This window comes from Polaromonas sp. P1_F8, assembly GCF_056405635.1.
This window is the reverse complement of record NZ_JBFUBS010000001.1, coordinates 1,289,019-1,306,662: the sequence shown is the minus strand read 5'-3', so window position 1 is coordinate 1,306,662 and position 17,644 is coordinate 1,289,019. Positions and strand designations below refer to the sequence as shown.

The 17,644-nt window shown below is 62.2% G+C and carries 18 protein-coding genes; 9 read left to right on the top strand and 9 right to left on the bottom strand.

Translation table 11 applies throughout. The features are described 5' to 3' along the window. Positions 1-21: 21 nt before the first annotated feature. From AC1D1J_RS06185 to AC1D1J_RS06175, 3 genes are all read right to left on the bottom strand, one after another. On the bottom strand, positions 22-561 hold the full coding sequence (locus tag AC1D1J_RS06185; RefSeq protein WP_477685150.1) for a TRAP transporter small permease subunit: 540 nt from the start codon (positions 559-561) through the stop codon (positions 22-24). 166 nt (positions 562-727) lie between these two features. After that, positions 728-1,789, bottom strand: a complete 1,062-nt coding sequence (gene selD / locus AC1D1J_RS06180; RefSeq protein ID WP_477685151.1) for a selenide, water dikinase SelD — start codon at positions 1,787-1,789, stop codon at positions 728-730. 126 nt (positions 1,790-1,915) lie between these two features. Then, positions 1,916-3,682, bottom strand: coding sequence for a FimL-related protein (locus AC1D1J_RS06175; protein ID WP_477685152.1), 1,767 nt, complete (start codon positions 3,680-3,682; stop codon positions 1,916-1,918). A 392-nt stretch (positions 3,683-4,074) separates the two neighbouring features. Between AC1D1J_RS06175 and senA the strand changes: the two genes are divergently transcribed. Continuing rightward, a complete protein-coding gene (senA, locus tag AC1D1J_RS06170) occupies positions 4,075-5,331 on the top strand; it encodes a selenoneine synthase SenA (RefSeq protein WP_477694153.1) in 1,257 nt (418 codons plus the stop codon). Between the two features lie 35 nt (positions 5,332-5,366). Here senA and AC1D1J_RS06165 read toward each other — a convergent pair whose 3' ends face one another. After that, positions 5,367-6,479, bottom strand: coding sequence for a substrate-binding domain-containing protein (locus AC1D1J_RS06165; protein WP_477685154.1), 1,113 nt, complete (start codon positions 6,477-6,479; stop codon positions 5,367-5,369). A gap of 167 nt (positions 6,480-6,646) precedes the next feature. Between AC1D1J_RS06165 and AC1D1J_RS06160 the strand changes: the two genes are divergently transcribed. The 7 genes from AC1D1J_RS06160 (at position 6,647) to AC1D1J_RS06130 (ending at position 11,767) form a co-directional block, all read left to right on the top strand. Beyond that, positions 6,647-7,393: an ABC transporter permease gene (locus AC1D1J_RS06160; RefSeq protein ID WP_477694152.1), complete on the top strand. Its 747-nt coding sequence runs from the start codon at positions 6,647-6,649 to the stop codon at positions 7,391-7,393. Continuing rightward, positions 7,390-8,079, top strand: a complete 690-nt coding sequence (locus AC1D1J_RS06155) for an ABC transporter ATP-binding protein (protein ID WP_477694151.1) — start codon at positions 7,390-7,392, stop codon at positions 8,077-8,079. The genes AC1D1J_RS06160 and AC1D1J_RS06155 overlap by 4 nt, the downstream gene beginning before the upstream one ends. After that, the gene (locus AC1D1J_RS06150) at positions 8,076-8,924 is read left to right on the top strand and encodes an ABC transporter substrate-binding protein (RefSeq protein ID WP_477694150.1); all 849 of its coding nucleotides are present in this window, start codon (positions 8,076-8,078) and stop codon (positions 8,922-8,924) included. Before AC1D1J_RS06155 ends, AC1D1J_RS06150 begins: the two co-directional genes overlap by 4 nt. A gap of 140 nt (positions 8,925-9,064) precedes the next feature. Then, positions 9,065-9,838, top strand: a complete 774-nt coding sequence (locus tag AC1D1J_RS06145) for a molybdate ABC transporter substrate-binding protein (protein ID WP_477694149.1) — start codon at positions 9,065-9,067, stop codon at positions 9,836-9,838. A gap of 223 nt (positions 9,839-10,061) precedes the next feature. Continuing rightward, positions 10,062-10,442, top strand: coding sequence for a DUF2946 family protein (locus AC1D1J_RS06140; RefSeq protein WP_477685159.1), 381 nt, complete (start codon positions 10,062-10,064; stop codon positions 10,440-10,442). 209 nt (positions 10,443-10,651) lie between these two features. After that, positions 10,652-11,224, top strand: coding sequence for a YcnI family copper-binding membrane protein (locus AC1D1J_RS06135; RefSeq protein WP_477685160.1), 573 nt, complete (start codon positions 10,652-10,654; stop codon positions 11,222-11,224). Between the two features lie 57 nt (positions 11,225-11,281). Beyond that, positions 11,282-11,767: a copper chaperone PCu(A)C gene (locus AC1D1J_RS06130; protein ID WP_477694148.1), complete on the top strand. Its 486-nt coding sequence runs from the start codon at positions 11,282-11,284 to the stop codon at positions 11,765-11,767. A 15-nt stretch (positions 11,768-11,782) separates the two neighbouring features. On the opposite strand, the gene AC1D1J_RS06125 is transcribed toward AC1D1J_RS06130, so the two are convergent. Both AC1D1J_RS06125 and crcB read right to left on the bottom strand, forming a co-directional pair. Next, positions 11,783-12,946: a helix-turn-helix domain-containing protein gene (locus AC1D1J_RS06125; protein WP_477694147.1), complete on the bottom strand. Its 1,164-nt coding sequence runs from the start codon at positions 12,944-12,946 to the stop codon at positions 11,783-11,785. A 127-nt stretch (positions 12,947-13,073) separates the two neighbouring features. Next, a complete protein-coding gene (gene crcB / locus AC1D1J_RS06120; protein ID WP_477694146.1) occupies positions 13,074-13,460 on the bottom strand; it encodes a fluoride efflux transporter CrcB in 387 nt (128 codons plus the stop codon). 48 nt (positions 13,461-13,508) lie between these two features. On the opposite strand from crcB, the gene AC1D1J_RS06115 reads away from it, so the two are divergent. Next, positions 13,509-14,231, top strand: a complete 723-nt coding sequence (locus tag AC1D1J_RS06115; protein WP_477694145.1) for an aspartate/glutamate racemase family protein — start codon at positions 13,509-13,511, stop codon at positions 14,229-14,231. 408 nt (positions 14,232-14,639) lie between these two features. On the opposite strand, the gene AC1D1J_RS06110 is transcribed toward AC1D1J_RS06115, so the two are convergent. The 3 genes from AC1D1J_RS06110 to AC1D1J_RS06100 are packed head-to-tail and all read right to left on the bottom strand — an operon-like array spanning position 14,640 to position 17,545. After that, a complete protein-coding gene (locus AC1D1J_RS06110; protein ID WP_477694144.1) occupies positions 14,640-15,950 on the bottom strand; it encodes a TRAP transporter large permease in 1,311 nt (436 codons plus the stop codon). Between the two features lie 57 nt (positions 15,951-16,007). Continuing rightward, a complete protein-coding gene (locus AC1D1J_RS06105) occupies positions 16,008-16,541 on the bottom strand; it encodes a TRAP transporter small permease (protein WP_477667968.1) in 534 nt (177 codons plus the stop codon). Between the two features lie 20 nt (positions 16,542-16,561). Further along, entirely contained in the window at positions 16,562-17,545 is a 984-nt protein-coding gene (locus AC1D1J_RS06100) for a TRAP transporter substrate-binding protein (protein ID WP_477667967.1), read from the bottom strand. Positions 17,546-17,644: the final 99 nt, after the last annotated feature.

The window sequence follows — 17,644 nt, the reverse complement described above, 5'->3', positions numbered from 1 at the left end:
GGAACGAGCGATGCAAACGGATCACTGAACCGGTTTTTCGTAGTGCGTATCCATCTCGAATTTGCCCTGGAGATAGCAGATGCGCTTGATGATTTCCGAGAGGCCCTGTACGAACATCAGACCGAAGCCCAGCGGCAGCAGCAGCATCGCCGGCCAGCGGATCAGGCCGCCGGCGTTGCCTGAGACTTCACCTGAGCGCAGCATGCTCACGAACAGCGGCCAGCTCAGGTAGGCCAGCAGGCCCATGACCGGGAGCAGGAAGACGGCCAGGCCGAAGATATCCACATACACCGGCCCGTTGCCCTTGAGCTTGCCGTAAATGATGTCGACCCGCACATGCTCGTTGAGCTTGAGGACCACAGGTGCGCCCAGCATCACGGTGGCGGCGAACAGGTACCACTGGATTTCAAGCCAGCCGTTGGAACTGATGTCCAGGCCGTAGCGCACAAAGGCGTTGCCGGCGGAAATCATCGCGGCGAGCAACACCGTCCAGGCGGCGATCTTGCCAAGTCGCGTGGTCAGCCAGTCGTAGGCCAGTGCGAGTTTGAGGAGTGCGGACACGGGATGTCTCCGATAAGTTCTTTTGAATGAGAAAGTACCCACCCGGGTACGTCGAGGCATGAATGGTACGACGGATGCCCGCTCCCGCACTGAATAAAGACTGACAAAAAATTTCCGGGTTTACCCTAGGGTTTTACGGCTTGTGCCAGACTCTCGCGCATTTTTTTCAGCGTACGGCCAGCCCGTAGCCGGCGGTGACCTCCCCGATGACCGCTGCCTCGGCAAAGCCCTGGGCGTGGAAAATTGCCAGAACCTCGGCGGCGCTGTCTGCATTGCAGGACACCAGCAGGCCTCCGGAGGTTTGCGGGTCACTGAGCAGGGCTTTGTCTACGTCGGCAAAGGCGGCGGGCAAACGCACTTCATTTCCATAGCTGGCCCAGTTGCGCCCCGAGGCGCCCGTCACACAGCCTTGTGCCGCGAGTTCGCGCGCGCCACTGACCAGCGGCACGCGATGCCAGTCGATACGCAGCTGGACGCCGGCCCCGCGGGCCAGTTCCAGGCCGTGGCCTGCCAGGCCAAAGCCGGTGATGTCGGTGAGTGCATGCACGCCTTCCATGCGTGCCAGCTCGATACCCGGCTTGTTGAGCTGTGTGGTGAGCGCGATCATGCGGGCATAGCCCTCGGCATCCAGCTGTTCTTTTTTCAGCGCCGCTGACAGGATGCCGATGCCCAGTGGCTTGCCCAGCACCAGCACGTCACCGGCGCGCGCGCCGGAATTCTTCTTGACCCGCGAAGGGTGCACCAGGCCCAGCACCACCAGGCCGTAAATCGGCTCGACCGAGTCGATGGTGTGGCCACCCGCAATCGGAATGCCCGCATCGCGGCAAACGTCCTGCCCGCCGCGCAGGATGGCGCCTATGGTCTCCAGCGGCAGCACATTGATGGGCATGCCCACCAGTCCCAGCGCCATGATGGGCGTGCCGCCCATGGCGTAGACGTCGCTGATCGCATTGGTGGCGGCGATGCGGCCGAAGTCGTAGGGATCGTCGACGATGGGCATGAAGAAATCGGTCGTCGCGATCAGCGCCTGCTCGTCATTGAGCAGGTAAACAGCCGCGTCGTCGGCGGTTTCAATGCCCACCAGCAGCTGCGGCGGAATCGGGAGGTTGCTGGAGTTTTTGAGAATTTCACTCAGCACGCCAGGCGCAATCTTGCAGCCGCAACCGCCGCCATGCGACAGGCTGGTGAGCCGGGGTGGGGTGCCCGGAAGTGTTTCAGGGGCGTTCATGGCTTGCTTTCAATGGCGTTCCCGCGGTACCGGCGGTGCGCGAGGCAGCCAGTTTAAAACAAGGGTGTTTTCTCGGGCATTTCACCTGCTGCCCTCAGGCGCAGTCCCGGCCGCGCTCCTGGCGGTTCAGTTGTCCTTGTCTGCCTTCAGTTCGCCTTTCACCGCGTCGTACACAAACAGCTTTTTGGCCAGGCCGGGCTGGTAATTGAGCATGTCAATCAGGAAGCTCAAGGCTCCGAGGTTATTGCCGAGGCGATCGACCGATCCTGCCATGTGGGCCTGCTGCTCATTGGCACCAGGTTTGAGCATCTGTTCCACGAGTTCGCGCATGTGCATTACCGCCAGGGCTGCCTGGTCTACCCCCAGCATGGACAGCACGCCCTGCATCTGCGCGAGTTGCCCTGGTACCACGGCCAGGGGTTTTTTGTCCTCCGGCGTGCGGAAAAAGCTGTCGAGGGATTTTTCCAGCACACCCAGGGCCACGCGCAGTTCACCCACCACGCTTCCCATGGTCTGTTTGTCGTTGACGCGTTGATACAGCTCCTCCATCCACGATTCCGGTGGTTGTGGCTGTCCGCCCGTCCTGGCGCTTTCGAGCCGCTCCGCAAGCCGGGCTGTCCGGGCCCACAGGCGCGGGTCGTTGGGGTCGAAATCGTCAAACACGGCTTCCAGGTACAGCACGGCGGTTGCCACCTCCAGCGCCAGTTCGGGGCTGGGGGCCTGACCCGAACTGACCGTCGAGGCGATCACGCGCGTCAGCGACCGCGCCATCGGCTCGCTCGGCGGATGCAGTTTGACCAGTGAATCCGTCACCAGGCTGAACTGGTCGTTCAAGAATTTGAACTTGCTCAGGTCTCCAGCGGTGGCTGCAGACCATGTTTCCTTTGCCGAGCTGATGCGCTTGCGGGCCTGCGCGATCAGGGCCGGGGCGAAGCGGCCGAACTGGACCGACTCATAGTCAACTGGCTTGAACCGCGTGAGGCCATAACTCGAGCGCACTGCCGACAACACCGGCGCGTCGCTGGAGCGTGGGACTTTCGCCTGGGAACACAGGAAAAGCAGATCTTCCGCAAGCCGGGCCGACGCCTCCGTACCCTTGGCCAGCCAGACATACTGCAGCAGGATGCGCAGGGTTGCACGCTTTACATAGAGATCGATCTTCAGCAGGCCTTTTGCCAGTGCTTCGAAATACGCCGCTGCAATTTTCCAGAAGGTCCTGGGCTCAATGCCGGTCTGACCCTGGGCGAACCCCAGGCACACATCGCTGAGGCTCTGCGCGGCTTCTGCATCACCGGTCCGGATGAGGGTCAGCATCAGCCGGTCCAGCAGTTGCCGGGATTCCCCGCCGTACGCCCTGGCATCGACGGTGATATTGAGGACCGGCTCTATCCAGCGCCACTGGAACACCCAGAGATCCGCCGGATGGACGCGGTCGGCGCCAACCAGGCCCTGGATGTCGCGGTACTGGGGGAAAAGTGACACCGCAGACACCGGTTTGCCGGCCAGCACGTCTTCGAGGTAATGCGTCAGGGAAAAACCGGCCAGTTCGATTTTGGTCGCAGCGTCCTGTGTGCATTGCCCCGGTGTCTGGATGAATTTTTGCACCGCCGTTTCCATGGCCCGCAGCACCAGCGCAGGCGCGCTCATGCCGACCATCTCCAGCGCGCCAACCGCCTGGTGCAACTGCTGGCGGGCGGTGCGTAACTGGCCGGCATCCAGCGCGGCAAGGTCGGAGTTGCTGACACCTTCAGCCTCCCGCAAAAAGCGTTTCAGGGCTTTGTTGGAGCCTTCCAGCGACTTGCGCAGTTCTTCCAGCACCCACGCCAGGGGCCCGAGGTCCAGGAGCGTCATGTCGAGCTCGGCGGGCGATGAGTTCAGATCGTGTGGTTGCATAAGTGGCGTGCTGGTGAGTGAGTCAAGGGGCGGGGTCAAGGGGCAGTCGATGCGTCCTCCAGACACCTGCAGGCATTCTCAAGATACGGGGCGACTGGCCGGAGTCTATCCGTGTACTTGTTGTTACAAAAGGGGGTAAGTCGCCGTGGCGCGACACCTTGCCATCAATATTTCGTCGGGTTGGCAGGCCCCTTGTTTGTCCTCGAGCCCAGTATGCAACCTAAACACTTATGCGCGCCAGCCGGTCGTCCGTCTGCTATTCTGGCCTCAATCGGCGCGCGGCTTTGATGGTGTCTTGTTTGTGTCCATTCGTGTCAGTGCTTGTCAGACTTTGTGCGGGTTCAAGACGCTACACCTTTTCATTACTCCCGCCAGCAATCATTTTTTTCGCGATGGACCGCCAGATCGATTCGCCCCTCATGCGCAGCGCCGGCCGTGACGTCCTGTCGCTGGCGCTGATGGATGCCCGCAATCACACCTTGCGGATTTTTGGCCAGTACCAGCAGGCGCTGGAATCCGTTGGTTTTGCCGTGCCGGCCTCCCCACTGCTGAGCCCTCCGCTGTGGATGCTCGGCCATATCGGCTGGTTCCAGGAATGGTGGATCGGCCGCAATGTGCAGCGTGCACAGGGAATACGCTGCGCACCGGGGCACGCCCGCCTCGCTTCGATGGAACCCGATGCCGACCGCTGGTGGGACCCTGCGAGTGTTCCGCACAGCCAGCGCTGGTCGCTTGGCCTGCCCGATGTGGAAGTTTGCCGTGCCTATCTGCTCGACACGCTGGAAAGCACGCTGGAATTGCTGGGCAAAGCCGGGGAGGACGGCGACGCGCTCTACTTCTACCGCCTGTGCCTCTTTTATGAGGACATGCAGGCCGAAGCCTTGACCCATGCGGCACAAATGCTGGGTGTGCCCATGGACAAGGATTTGCTGCAAGCCTTCACACCCCCGCCCATGGCACTGCGGGGCGCGCTGTTGATCCCGGCTACCACCTGGGAAATGGGCTCTGCCGCACCGTCGGACACTGCAGGCTTTGCGTTCGACAACGAACTGGCGCAGCATGACATCAGCGTGCCCGAGTTCGAGATCGACGCGCAGCCGGTGAGCTGGGCGCAGTTCGTGGAGTTTGTCGATGACGGCGGCTATGACCGGCCCGAGTTCTGGCAGCCCGAAGGATGGGGGTGGTTGCAGGCCACCGTGAAAAGTGAAGGCAGGCGCGGCCCGCGTTACGTTGAGCAGATTGGCGTGGCCAGTGGCGCCGTGATGCTGACCCGCTTTGGCAAGGCCATGCGCATGCTCGGCAACCAGCCGGCCATGCACATGAGCTGGTGGGAGGCTGACGCCTGGTGCCGCTGGGCCGGGCGCCGTTTGCCTGCGGAGGTGGAATGGGAAACCGCTGCGTGCACGGCCGCCCACAGGGGCTTTCGCTGGGGCGACGTGTGGGAGTGGACGGGCACCACCTTTCGCGCTTACCCGGGTTTTGTGCCCGGCCCTTTCGCGGCCTATTCCGAACCCTGGTTCGGCAGCCACAAGGTTCTGCGCGGCGGCTCGTTCGCCACGCGTGCGCGCCTGAAGCATCCCCGGTTCCGCAACTTCTGCCTGCCTGGCCGGGATGATATTTTCTGTGGCTTCAGGTCCTGCGCGCTATAAAAAGAATAGCTGCTTGCGCTCATTCATAAAGGGTTTCAAGCACTTTTCGCCAATTTTTCCTTGCGGTACGTCCACCAGGGCAAGGTGGCGCGCAGGGACAGCACCTTGCCGCTCTGGGCCGTTTCGCCGCTGTAGCCGGGCAACTCTTCCAGCGTGGCCTGCCAGTCGCTGCTCTGGAGCTCCTTGAGCAGTGCCTGCACCTGCGGTGTGGGCAGTTCGGACTTCAGGCACACCAGGTGGTAGCGCTCCTGCGCCAAGGGGACGAAGCCCAGGCCTTTCTCGCGCGCTGCCGTTTCAATGCCAAGGCCGGCATCGGCGACGTTGCTGGCAATCGCCTGGGCTACGGCCGTATGGGATGGCTCCTGGCTCTGGTAGCCCTGGATATCTGAAGTCGCCACACCGGCTTTGCCCAGCAGTTCGTCCAGCAACACGCGCGTGCCGGTGCCTTCCGCCCGGTTCACGTAACGCACGCCCGGCCTTGCCAGGTCGGTGATGCCGGCGATCTGCAGCGGGTTGTTTTTTGCCACGATCAGGCCCTGCTTGCGATGGGCGAAACCGATCAGCTTGTGCAGTCCGGGCTTGAGCAGGTTGCGGTAGGTCAGGGCTGTCACGGACTGGCTGCCAGGCTGGTCCAGCGTGTGAAATCCGGCCATCATGCAGCGCCCCGCGTTCAGGGCGGCAATGGCGTCCACGCTGCCCATGAAGCGGATGTCCAGATGCAGCCCGCGCGGGCTGGCCTGCTCCCGCAATGCAGAAAGTGCTGCGTCGTGGCTGGCGTAAAGCGTGAGCACATGGGCGTCGTCGTCAAAGGCGGTGGAAAAAGCCCGCTCGATGTCGCCCCGCAGCGCTTCGATCTGGGGCGCCAGCCGAGCCTGTGCCTGCCGTTCGGCCCAAAGCAGTTTCTCGCCGAATTCCGTGAGCCGTGCCCGCTGGCCCTTGTCCCAGACGATCAGTGTTCGTCCCAGGGTCTGCTCCCAGTCTTTGAGTGCACCCCACACGTGGCGGTACGACAGGTCGAGCGCCTTGGCGGCTTTGGAGATGGAGCCCTGCTCACGCACCGCATGGAGCATGTCCATCAGCGGATTGCGTATCAGGGCATTTTTGCCGCGCTGTGGCGTGAGCAGGTAAGAGAGTTCGACTTTATGCATGGCAGGGCGGAGGGTGCATGGATTATCAGTGCATCGGCTAGGGGAGAAAGATGGCGCGGCGCGCATGGCGGCTCGCCTGGTCAACCTATGCAAATCAATTCATAGCGATGATTCCTGATGCAAATCAAGGACTTAGGCCCTAGGCTAGAGTGCCGCACAGCTTTTACATGAACACCTTCTCAGACAGCGCCGCCACGGCGTTCGCCCTCATCACCTCGCTCGATCCCATGCTGGCCAGCATCGTGGCCCGTTCATTGGCCGTGAGCGCCGCCGCCTGCCTCATTGCCTGCAGCGGCGGTTTGCTGCTCGGTGCCTGGCTGGGCGTGTCGCGCTTTCGCGGCCGGGGTGCGGTTCTGGCTGTGCTCAACACCGCGTTGGCCCTGCCCTCGGTGGTGGTCGGGCTGGTGGTGTACCTGTTGCTTTCGCGAACCGGGCCGCTCGGTTTCCTGGGCTGGCTGTTTTCCTTCAAGGCCATGGTGCTGGCGCAGGCCGTGCTGGTGCTGCCGGTCGTCACCGCGCTGGTTCGCCAGGCCATTGAAGATGCCGACCGTTCCCATGGCGAGCAATTCCAGTCGCTGGGCGCAGGCCGCTTCGTGCGAGGCCTCATTCTTTTGTGGGACGAGCGTTATGCGTTGCTGACGGTGCTGATCGCCGCGTTCGGCCGGGCAATCTCGGAGGTCGGTGCGGTGATGGTGGTGGGCGGCAACATTGACGGCTTCACGCGCGTGATGACGACCGCGATCGCGCTGGAGACCAGCAAGGGCGATTTGCCGCTGGCGCTTGCGCTCGGTATCGTGCTGCTGGGGGTGGTGCTTCTGCTCAACATCCTGATAGCGCTGGTGCGGCGCTGGCGCGAGCAGTTCGACGACCGCCTGCCGGATGTGGCGCTGGCCGCCGGGGGTGCGCAGCCATGACGCAGGTTTTCAACCTGCATGCCATCGGTGTGCAGTTCGGCCAGGTGCAGGCGCTCAGCGGCTGCAGCCTGCGTATCAAGGCCGGCGAAAGGCTGGCACTGGTGGGCGCCAACGGCAGCGGAAAGAGCACGCTGCTGCGAACCCTCAACGGCCTGGTATGGCCTTCTGCCGGCAGCTTTCAACACGACGTGCAATTGCGGCAGGCCATGTTGTTCCAGCGGCCCTACATGCTGCGCGCCAGCGTGCTGAACAACGTGGCACTCGGACTGTGGCTGGGTGGTGTGCGCTGGAAAGAGGCCAAAGTCCAGGCATTGGCTGCCCTGGAGCGCGTGGGGCTGGAAGACCTGGCCACACGCAATGCCAAGGCGCTGTCGGGCGGGCAGCAGCAGCGTGTGGCGCTGGCGCGTGCCTGGGCGCTCAAGCCGCAGGTCCTGTTGCTCGACGAGCCCACGGCCAGCCTGGACCCCACGGCCAAGCGCGAGGTCGAGCGCCTGATGGCGGAATTTGCCGATGCCGGCATGACGCTCATTTTCAGCAGCCACAACCTGGGGCAGGTCAAGCGGCTGGCCAGCCGGGTGATTTACCTTGAGCACGGCCGGCTGGTAGCCGACTTGCCGACTGCGGCCTTTTTCACCGGTCCTGTCCCCGCAGCGGCAGAAGCATTTTTAAAAGGAGAACTTGCATGAACAGCTTGAGCATGGTGTCGGGAATTTTCGGGTCGATCAGGGCTTTGGCGCTTGTCCCGCTTGCGCTGGCAGCTACTGTTTCGATAGCACAAACCAGCACTATCGTGATGGCGTCAACCACCTCGACCGAGCAGTCAGGCCTGTTTCCCTACCTGCTGCCCGAGTTCAAAAAAGCCACGGGCATTGACGTGAAAGTAGTCGCTGTCGGCACCGGCCAGGCTATCGATATGGGCCGCCGGGGTGATGCTGACGTGCTCTTTGTGCACGACCAGGTGGCGGAAGAAAAAGTCGTGGCTGAGGGCTTTGCCATCAAGCGTTTTCCCGTGATGTACAACGACTTCGTGCTGATCGGCCCCGCAGCTGATCCAGCCAAAACCAGGGGCAGGGACATTGTCGAAGCGCTGAAAAAACTCAGCGCCGCCAATGCTGGTTTTATCTCTCGCGGTGACAAGAGCGGCACGCACGCCGCCGAACTTCGCTACTGGAAAGCCGCAGGCGTCGAGACACCGGCCGACAAGCCCGCCTTCACCAATTACAAAGCCTGCGGCTGCGGCATGGGCCCGGCGCTCAACATCGCGGCCAGCAGCGGCGGCCATGTGCTGGCCGACCGCGGCACCTGGCTGTCCTTCAAAAACCGCGGCGACCTGGTCGTGCTGGTGGAAGGCGATACCAAGCTGTTTAACCAGTACGGCGTGATGGTGGTGAACCCCGCCAAGCATCCGCAGACCAAGGCTGCCGAGGCACAGAAGTTTGTGGACTGGGTGATTTCACCAGCCGGCCAGAACGTGATTGCCGGCTACAAGATCAACGGCGAGCAGCTGTTCTTCCCCAACGCAACCAAATGAGTACCCCCCTGTCCAAGCTCACTGCGTGTAGCTTGTTCTCCCCTCCAGGGGACGGCGCCTGCGGCCCGGCAAAGCCGGTTCCGCGGCGCCTGCTGGTATGGGCTGCTGCGGCGGTGGTTGTTTTTTCAGGAGGCCTGAATATGGCTCATGCCCAGTCGCCCGCAGCATCTGCTGAAGGCGCCGCGCCGCTGCGCGTTTATGCGGCGGGCAGCCTTCGTGAAGCGCTCACTGAAGCGGCACGCGCGTATGAAGCCCGCACAGGCGTGAAAACCCAGCTGACCTTTGGCGCCTCTGGCCTGCTGCGCGAACGCATCGAGAAGGGCGAGCCGGCGCAGGTGTTCGCATCGGCCGACACGCAGCATCCCCTGCGCCTGCATGCCGCAGGGAGAAGTTCATGGGCGCAACCCACGCTGTTTGTGCGCAACCAGCTGTGCGCGTTGGCCGTGCCGCAGCTCAATGCCGATTCGGGAAAGTTGCTCGACCTGATGCTGGACCCCGCCGTCAAACTCGGTACCTCCACACCGAAGGCGGACCCGTCGGGCGACTATGCGTGGGAAGTGTTCCGCAAGGCGGAAGCACTCAAGCCCGGTGCTTACACGGCACTGGACGCCAAGGCACTCAAGCTCACCGGTTCACCCGAAGCGCTCCAGCCTCCAGCAGGCCGGGGGGTTTATGAGTGGCTGATTTCGGAAGGGCGTGCTGATCTGTTTCTGACTTATTGCACCAATGCTGTGGCGGTTCGCAAAGAAGTGCCGCGGATGAACGTGGTGCAGATGCCGCCGGCCCTGCAGGTGAGCGCTGCCTACGGGCTGACTGCGCGAAGCGGTGATGCTGCTGCTGGGCAGTTTGCTGCCTACTTGTTGACGCCGGAAGCGCAGGAGGTGTTTCGGCGGTTTGGGTTTGGGGCGCCCTAGCAAGACACCCACCCCGTCCAGTCTCACTGCGTGTAGCCTGTTCCCCCCTCGAGGGGGAGGCGCTTGGGGTCTGGCAAAGCCAGTCCCGCGGCTGCCCGCTTGCACTCATTAATCCAGCATGAGCCGCGGAACCGGCTTTGCCGGGCCGCAGGGCGGGCGGCCCCCTCGGGGGGCAGCGACCCACACGAAGTGGGGGAGCGTGGGGGCTACATATAATCACCCCGTGCCCCACCACCCCGTATCCCGCCCGACCCTTCCCGTATGGGAACGCCTTGCCGCCTGGCTGGCTTTCCTGGCCGTGGCGGCGGCGTTGTGGGCACCGGTATCCATGCTCGCCCAGGACGTGCGCAGCGGCAAGCTGAGCGGCATTTGCAGCGTCAACACCGCTTCGTCTGATGCCGGCATGGACTCCACCGATGGCAATGCAGCCTCCCCAGGCCAGCGCTGCGACCTGTGCGGCTCAGCAGGGCTGGTGCTGCCACCTCTACCGGTAGCAAGCGTTTCCTGTGTCACCGGTACCACGGTTGCGGTGGCGGATATTCCGGCAACCACCGGCACTGCCATCTCCGGGCTGCCTTTCAGCCGCGCACCTCCCGCACTTTGAACTGAACCGCCTCTCGCTGGAGGCCTCAGGCATCCCGCGCACGGGCCTTGCGGCCGGCGCCGTGCCATCGTTCATTTCAGCGTGCACTTTCACGAGCCTTTTCTGCGCACCCGTGCGCTCCGTTCGGCATGGCGCTCGCTGCGCTGGCTGGCCCTAATTTCAGCCGCAAATCCTGCTGCCTTTAATTTTCAATCCTGTAAGAATCAATCATGAAATACCCAAATGCTATTAAAACCATAGCTGCTTGCGCTCGTCCCTATTGGGCTGGAGCTATCTTTATTGCTGTATCCCTGCCTGCCACCGCACACGTCACCCTGGAATACCAGGTCGCCAATGCAGGCAGCTACTACAAGGGCACATTCAAGGTCGGGCATGGTTGCGGGAATTCGCCCGTTAAACAGATCGTGGTCACCATCCCGGCCGGTGTGCAGGGTGCCAAGCCCATGCCCAAAGCAGGCTGGACGCTGGAGGTCACACGTGAGAAGTTGGCGCAGCCGCTGCTGGACCACGGTAAAACCATCACGGAAGATGTGTCGCGAATCAGCTGGACCGCAAAAACCCCCGCCGACTATCTGCAGAACGACTGGTACGACGAATTTGTGCTGCAGGCCAAACTGCCCGCAAAAGCGGGCGTGCTGTATTGGCCGGTAAGCCAGGTTTGCGAGACCGGCAAGGTTGACTGGGCCGAAGTGCCTCAGCCGGGCCAAAAATTGTCCGACCTCAAAAACCCTGCTGCCGCGCTGGAGCTGATGCCTGCGGGCGGCGGTGAACACAATCACTGAGCGAGCCTCGGCGGCTTTATTTCCGATTCAATTTACTGCTTCAAGGAGCATTTACACATGACATCCGCAAAATTCTCAAAAGCCGTGTTGGCCTTTTCGATGGCACTGGCCAGCATGGCCGCCATGGCCCAGACGGCCGCCGTCAAGGTCGATGGGGCATGGGCGCGCGCCACTGTGCAAGGGCAAAAAGGCACGGGGGCTTTTATGAGCCTCACCGCCAAAGATGGGGCCCAGCTGGTCGGCGTGTCGTCGCCGGTGGCGGGCGTGGCTGAAGTGCATGAAATGAAAATGGACGGCGACGTCATGAAAATGCGCGCCGTGCCATCGCTTGATTTGCCTGCCGGCAAAAAGGTCGAGCTCAAGCCAGGGGGTTACCACGTCATGCTGATGGACCTCAAGGCACCGCTGGCCAAAGACAGCACAATCCCCGTGACCCTGCTGTTCAAGGACGCCAAAGGTGTGGAAAGCAAGCTCGAGCTGAAGCTGCCGGTTGCCACCGCTGCACCGGGAGCAGCCGGTGCCGCGGCCGAGCACAAGCACTGATTTGTGTTTGCCGGGTTAGCTGCGTTTGCCCGAGCCCAGGCGGCGGTAAACCGTGGCCCGGCTGACGCCGAGCGCTTTTGCGGCCTGCAGCACGTTGCCGCGTGAATCGGTCACTGCCTTGCGGATCAAGGCGGTTTCGAGTTCCTTCAGCGTTCGCGACGCGGCGCCTGAAGGCGGCAGGCTGGTTGCCGGGGGCGGCGAGTCCCGGCCGGGCAACTGCGGCAGCGCATGCAGGCGCAGGCCTGTCCAGAGCGGCATCTCCAGGATGCCGCCATTCACCGGCGCCTGGCGCTGCGCCGCGTCAAACAGCATTTCGAAGGGCATGGCAAAGAGATCGTTGCAATGCGGCGCCGTGCCTGCGGTGAAGCCCAGCTGCGAAATCATCTGCCGCGCCGCCTGGTTGGCGCCAGTGACGCAACCATCGGTATCCACGCACACCAGCCCATCGGTTTCATCTCCCAGCGTGCGGCCCGGCCAATTCAGCCGGATCAGCAATGCATGGGGCTTGCCCAAAGTGAGCGCGTTCTCTATGCTGCGCGCGGATTGCGCGACGAGGTGTTTGAGCTCGGGCCTCTCGACCACTTCGATGCCCGTCAGGTCCAGCATGCCGGCGCAGCGGCCGTCGGGGCCGAACAAGGGCGCGCCGGCACAGCTGTAGACCGAGGTGGCATCAAAAAAATGCTCACCCCGATGCAGCCACACCGGTTGCAGTTCGGTCAGCGCTGCGCCGATGGCGGTAGTGCCCACTTGTTGTTCCGAAAGGTCCGTGCCGATGCGTGTGATCATGTCGGCGCGGCGGTCGCGCCGGTCGATGGGGCCATTCACATTGATGACCACGCCGGCCTGGTTGGTCAGGATGGCGAAGTAGCGCGTGTCGGCAATGGCCTGGCCCAGCTTTTCCAGCACAGGTGCCGCAGCTTGCACCAGCCGGTGGTTGGCTTCCAGGGTGCGCCGCAGTGCGGCGGCAGAAACCATGTCGAAGGAGGGAGCCTGCTCCGGCCGGTGGCCCTGGGCCAGGCACCGTATCCAGGACCGTTCTATCCAGTTCTCAACCAGCGGCGCGGTGCCGGCTGGCAGCGGATCGCCGTGAAGAACTGCCTGGCGAGCATGTCCGATGCGTGCCAGCCTGTCCTGCCCGCCCGTCGCAGGGGCGGGGTGAAAAGGGGTCATGGAAGCCATGCTGCATTGTGGCCAATTCCCGCGGCGCGTGCAGCGCGCGATGCGGATGGCCCGTGCCATTGCCGTGCGGGCGGGCAAGCTTGTGCTTTGCCGCTTTTTCTGGCTAAAAAATGGCTTTAACCGGCTCTCAGCGTGCGCCAGCAGCTATAAAAAACATAGCGGTTTTGAGGCCGGCCACAGTCATCAACAGCGATCCCAGCACGTGTACGGTGGCCGTAAGCGCGGCCAGCCCGTAGCGCGCTTCCATCAGGAAAATCACCACTTCGGCCGAAAACGAGGAAAACGTGGTGAGGCCGCCCAGGAACCCCGTCACCAGCGCCAGCCGCCACACCGGGTCCAGCTGCGGCATGGACTGAAAGCCCGCGATGCAGATACCAATCAGGTAGCCGCCAATCAGGTTGGCCACAAGGGTGCCCCAGGGAATGAGGCCGCCCGGCGTCAGCCACAGGCCGAGGCCCCAGCGCGCCAGCGCACCGATTGAAGCTCCAATGGAAATCGCGATGACGTTCAGCATGACGGTGGTGGCGGCGGTGAGTTGGTTGTTTGGCGGGAGAATAGAGCCATGACTTTAACCTCAGCACCCGCTTTCAGCGAGCCTTCGGGCTTTCTGGGGGTGGTAATGCTCGACACGCGCTTTCCGCGGCTGCCGGGTGACATCGGCCATCCCCATGCCTTCGGCGTTCCGGTTCGCCAGTACGTGGTGCAGGGCGCCTGGCCCGGCAAGGTTGTGCAGAGCGGTGCCGGTTTGCGGGCTGCAGGCGTGGTGCCGGCTTTTGTGCAGGCGGTGCAGGCCCTGGCGAGCGAGGGCGCGCTGGCCATCACCACCAGCTGCGGTTTTTTGGTGCTGCTGCAGCATGAGTTGCAGGCTGCGACACCGGCGCCCGTGGTCACGTCCAGTTTGCTGCAATTGCCCGGCCTGCTGGCAAAGCAGCGCAAAGTCGGTGTGCTGACTATCAGTTCTAGCGCATTGGGAGCAGACCACTTGCTCGCAGCCGGTGTGCCGCCAGAGCGTTTGCAAGACGTGCTGGTCCAGGGGGTGGATCCGGCGGGCGAATTTGCAGCGGCGATTTTGGGTAACCGCGAAACCATGGATATCGACAAAGCCCGCAGCGATGTGGTGGCCGCAGCCTTGGCGTTAAAGCAGCGCGAGCCTTCGCTCGAGGCGGTGGTACTGGAATGCACCAACCTGCCACCCCACAGGCAGGCTATCGAGGCCGCCACGGGTTTGAAGACTTGGGCGCTGACCGATGATGAGGGCTTGCTGCGTCCTTGGCACGGGGATTGAGTCCAGCCCTGTCTATTTATCTTTCCATCACCTGGTGGACATCACTTATTACGGAACGGTGAACGTGAAATGAGTCGGCCTTATGTTTATTGGTTTGCATGGATTCTTGCGGCTGCCGCCTTCTGGATTTCAGTTGGCTGGTTTGGCATCGGGGCCTTGTTTGTCGACCCGTACTTTGATCGTCAAGTAGACAGGATCGCAGCAGTGGTCGCGCCCGGAGCTCCCAGTAAGGAGGATGTTGCCCAAATAGAGCGTAGCCGTAGCAGTACGTTCAAGGCCATTGGTGTTCTGGGCGGTGTCCTTTGTGGTTTTGCTTTTGGCGTAGCAGGCTGCCGATTTAATCGGGTGCGTACGAAACCGGAAACGGATCGATAGTGTGGATCTGAAGCGGGATACCGCCAGCAGCCGCTACTTGTCCTTGCCCATCACCAGGTCGGGCAAGCTCGTCACGATCTGCGGGAATACCGTGATCAGCACAATGCACACCACCAGACAGGCGAAGAAGGGAATGGCCGCGCGCGCAATGGTGTTGCTGTCTTTGCCCGTCATGTTTTGCAGCACAAAAAGATTGAAGCCCACCGGCGGCGTGACCTCGGCAATCTCGACCAGCAGAATGATGAAGATGCCGAACCAGATCAGATCGAAGCCGGCCTTCTGGATCATGGGCAGCACCACGGCGCTGGTCAGCACGATCATGGAGATGCCGTCGAGCGCAGTGCCCAGGATCAGGTAGACGATGGTCAGCACGCCGATCAGCGCAAACGGCGAGAGGTTCATGCTGTTGACCCATTCGGCCAGCTCACGTGGAATGCCGGTGAACGCCATGGTCTTGGTCAGGAATGCCGCGCCAGCCAGGATGAACATGATCATGCAGCTGGTGCGCGTCGTGCCCATCAGGCCTTCTTTGAAGTTTTGCCATGTCAGTGACCGGCTCCACAGCGCCAGGCCCAGCGAACCGGCCACACCGTAAGCCGCGCATTCGGTAGCCGTGGCATAGCCGCTGATCAGCACCCAGCAGATGAAAACGATCAGCGCGGCGCAGGGCAGCAGGTTGCCCGACTGCCTGATCTTCTGCATGAACGTGGAGGGCGGGTCGGAGGCGGGAACCTTGTCGGGATGGCGCAGGCTCCACCAGATGATGTAGCCCGAGAACAGCGCCATCAGCAGGAAGCCCGGGAAAAAACCCGCCAGAAAGATGCGGATGATGGACGCGTCTGCCGCGACGGCATACACCACCATGGTGATGGACGGGGGTATCAAAATACCCAGCGTACCGGCAGTGGCGAGAGAGCCCAGGGCGATCTTCTCGTCGTAGCCGCGCTTGAGCAGCTCAGGCAGCGCAACTTTGGAAATCGTGGCGCAAGTGGCGGCCGACGAACCCGAGACCGAGCCGAAGATGCCGCAGCCCAGGATGGTGGTATGCATGAGGCGGCCGGGCACGCGGTTGAGCCAGGGGCGCAGGCCCTCAAACATCTCTTCGCTGAGTTTGGTGCGAAACAAAATCTCGCCCATCCAGATAAAGAGGGGCAGGGCCGCCAGCTCCCAGCTGGCATTGCTTTCCCAGAAAGCACTGAAGAGATTCTTGCCCGGTTGGGTTGTTGTGAAAAAGGCCTGTCCGACCCAGCCGCAAATGGCCAGGGTCATCGCAATCCACACGCCGCCCGAGAGCAGCAGCATCATGAGCAGCAGCAAGATGCCGCCCACCATCAGGATATCCATGTCGTTGTCTTTGTAGTCTGGAAAATAAACGGGAATGAAAGAGACGCAGGCTGCAGCTCAAACTTCCGAAGAGAAGTCGCCGCGCGCATGGCGTTCTTCGACTTCACGGACAAAGGTCGGAACCCCGCCCCGTATCACGATGATGAATTCATCGACCACGGCGACCAGCAGCAGGATGGAGCCCAGCGCAAAGCTCAACTGCGGAATCCACATCGGCATGGGCAAGAGGCCTTGCGAGATGTCGTTGAACTCCCAGCTTTCATAGGTGAAGAGGCATGCCGACCATGCCAGGTAGGCCACCGCCACGCTACCGATAAAAAGCGAGGCCAGCTCCAGCACGCGGCGGGTCTTTGCATTCACCGAATCGAGCAGCAAAGTCACCCGCACAAAGTCGCCGTGCTTGAAGGCATGCGCCATGGCAAAGAAAGCGGCCGCCGCGCAAAACCAGGCCACCACGTCGTTCACGGCTCCGGTGTTGACACGGAACTCGCGCAATATGCTTTGCGCGATCATCAGCACCGCGATGAGGGCGATGAAGGCGGCGCCCAAGGCGCCGCCTGCCAGATAAAGTTTGTCGAGAAATTTGCGCACGGCCTGCCTTGTTGTATGCCTTACTTCTTCGCGGCTCTGAGCTTGTTGAAGTTGGCGATGATGGCTTCGCCGTCAGGGCCGGCCTTTTTCACCCAGTCGGCCTGCATGATGGTGCCGACCTGCTTCATGTCGGAGACCAGCTTGGCCGGCGGCGTGACGATCTTCATGCCTTTGTCGGCCAGGGCCTTTTTGTACCACTCGTTCTTTTCCTCGCTGAGCTTCCAGCCGCGCACTTCGGCATCCGCCGCCGCCTTGGTGAGGGCCGCCTGTGTGGCGGGGTCGAGCGCATCAAAGGCTTTTTTGTTCACGATGACGGCATTCTTGGGCAGCCAGGCCTGGGTGTCGTACCAGTACTTGATGCTTTCATAGGTCTTGGAGTCATAGCCGGTCGAGCCCGAGCTCATGTAGCTTTCCACAACGCCAGTGGCCAGGGCTTGAGAAAGCTCGGCGGCCTGGATGGTGACAGGCTGCGCGCCGATCAACTCTGCAATCTTGGCGGTGGCGGGGCTGTAGGCGCGCCATTTGATGCCGCGCAGGTCAGCGACCGAGGCCAGCTCTTTCTTGCTGTAAATGCCTTGCGGTGGCCATGCCACGGTATAGAGCAGCTTCATGCCCTGAGTGCCCAGCAATTTGTCGAGCACGGGCTTTTGGGCTTCGTAGAGTTTTTTGGAGTCAGCGTAGGAGGTGGCCAAGAAGGGAATGCCATCGACCCCGTAAATCGGGTTTTCGTTTTCAAAATTGACCAGCAGCACCTCGCCGATCTGGGCCTGGCCGCCTTGCACCGCACGCTTGATTTCGTTGGCCTTGAAGAGCGAGGCGTTGGCGTGCACCGTGATCTTGAGTTTGCCTCCGCTGGCCTTGTCGACGTCTGCCGCGAACTGCGTCAGCGTTTCGGTGTGGAAGTTGCTGGCCGGGTAGGCCGCGGGCAGATCCCACTTGGTCTGGGCGAAGGCGTTGGCGCCGAAGGCGAGAGCGGCGGCCACCAGAGTGACTTTGAATTTCATGAAAAGCTCCAGGACAAGGAATTAGTAAGTAGTAATAGGATAGACGCAAATCCCGCGCCAGTTCACCGGGCATACCCCGAAAAACCGGCGCCTACCTGT

Bases quoted from the DNA above. Each gene is read 5' to 3' on its own strand.
- selD (WP_477685151.1), bottom strand. From the start codon at position 1,789: ATGAACGCCCCTGAAACACTTCCGGGCACCCCACCCCGGCTCACCAGC.
- AC1D1J_RS06175 (WP_477685152.1), bottom strand. From the start codon at position 3,682: ATGCAACCACACGATCTGAACTCATCGCCCGCCGAGCTCGACATGACG.
- senA (WP_477694153.1), top strand. From the start codon at position 4,075: ATGGACCGCCAGATCGATTCGCCCCTCATGCGCAGCGCCGGCCGTGAC.
- AC1D1J_RS06165 (WP_477685154.1), bottom strand. From the start codon at position 6,479: ATGCATAAAGTCGAACTCTCTTACCTGCTCACGCCACAGCGCGGCAAA.
- AC1D1J_RS06160 (WP_477694152.1), top strand. From the start codon at position 6,647: ATGAACACCTTCTCAGACAGCGCCGCCACGGCGTTCGCCCTCATCACC.
- AC1D1J_RS06155 (WP_477694151.1), top strand. From the start codon at position 7,390: ATGACGCAGGTTTTCAACCTGCATGCCATCGGTGTGCAGTTCGGCCAG.
- AC1D1J_RS06150 (WP_477694150.1), top strand. From the start codon at position 8,076: ATGAACAGCTTGAGCATGGTGTCGGGAATTTTCGGGTCGATCAGGGCT.
- AC1D1J_RS06145 (WP_477694149.1), top strand. From the start codon at position 9,065: ATGGCTCATGCCCAGTCGCCCGCAGCATCTGCTGAAGGCGCCGCGCCG.
- AC1D1J_RS06135 (WP_477685160.1), top strand. From the start codon at position 10,652: ATGAAATACCCAAATGCTATTAAAACCATAGCTGCTTGCGCTCGTCCC.
- AC1D1J_RS06130 (WP_477694148.1), top strand. From the start codon at position 11,282: ATGACATCCGCAAAATTCTCAAAAGCCGTGTTGGCCTTTTCGATGGCA.
- AC1D1J_RS06125 (WP_477694147.1), bottom strand. From the start codon at position 12,946: ATGGCTTCCATGACCCCTTTTCACCCCGCCCCTGCGACGGGCGGGCAG.
- crcB (WP_477694146.1), bottom strand. From the start codon at position 13,460: ATGCTGAACGTCATCGCGATTTCCATTGGAGCTTCAATCGGTGCGCTG.
- AC1D1J_RS06115 (WP_477694145.1), top strand. From the start codon at position 13,509: ATGACTTTAACCTCAGCACCCGCTTTCAGCGAGCCTTCGGGCTTTCTG.
- AC1D1J_RS06110 (WP_477694144.1), bottom strand. From the start codon at position 15,950: ATGGATATCCTGATGGTGGGCGGCATCTTGCTGCTGCTCATGATGCTG.
- AC1D1J_RS06100 (WP_477667967.1), bottom strand. From the start codon at position 17,545: ATGAAATTCAAAGTCACTCTGGTGGCCGCCGCTCTCGCCTTCGGCGCC.